Genomic DNA, 417 nt, shown 5'->3' with positions numbered 1-417 from the left:
CTGCTCACCCTGGGGGCGGGCGGTGTCGCCGTCGCCTCGGCGGACGACGCGCCCGCGCCGGCGGCGGCGTCGGCAGTCGTCTCGAAGTCCCCCGTCGCGGAGGCCGCCGCGCTGACCGGCACGGCCAAGCTCTACCGGCCCGCTCCGGCCGATGACGACATCACGTTCACCTTCGACGCGCACCTGGCCGCGAAGGACGTCAAGGACCCGAAGGCCGCGACGGGCACCTTCCGGTTCAGCCACTACACCCAGGGGAAGGGCGGCTACGCGCTGGTGAAGGTCGACTGCCTGACCACCGGCGGGAAGGTGGCCGTGGTGACGGGCCGGGTGATCGAGACCGATGTGCCGGAGTTCAAGGACCGGCGGGTCGGCGTCTCCGTCCACGACCTGGGCCGGCGCGACCGGCTGGGGTACAGC

Annotated in this window: 1 protein-coding gene; it reads left to right on the top strand. The window is 73.4% G+C overall.

Going from position 1 to position 417, the window contains the following annotated elements:
* A partial coding sequence (locus tag OQ02_RS45390) for a hypothetical protein (RefSeq protein WP_033443776.1) occupies window positions 1–417 on the top strand: 417 nt, incomplete at both ends.

This window comes from Saccharothrix sp. NRRL B-16314, from assembly GCF_000716595.1.
In the GTDB taxonomy this organism is placed as follows: Bacteria; Actinomycetota; Actinomycetes; order Mycobacteriales; family Pseudonocardiaceae; genus Actinosynnema.
Note: the sequence above shows the minus strand (reverse complement) of the source record. Positions and strands in the feature narration are given on the sequence as shown.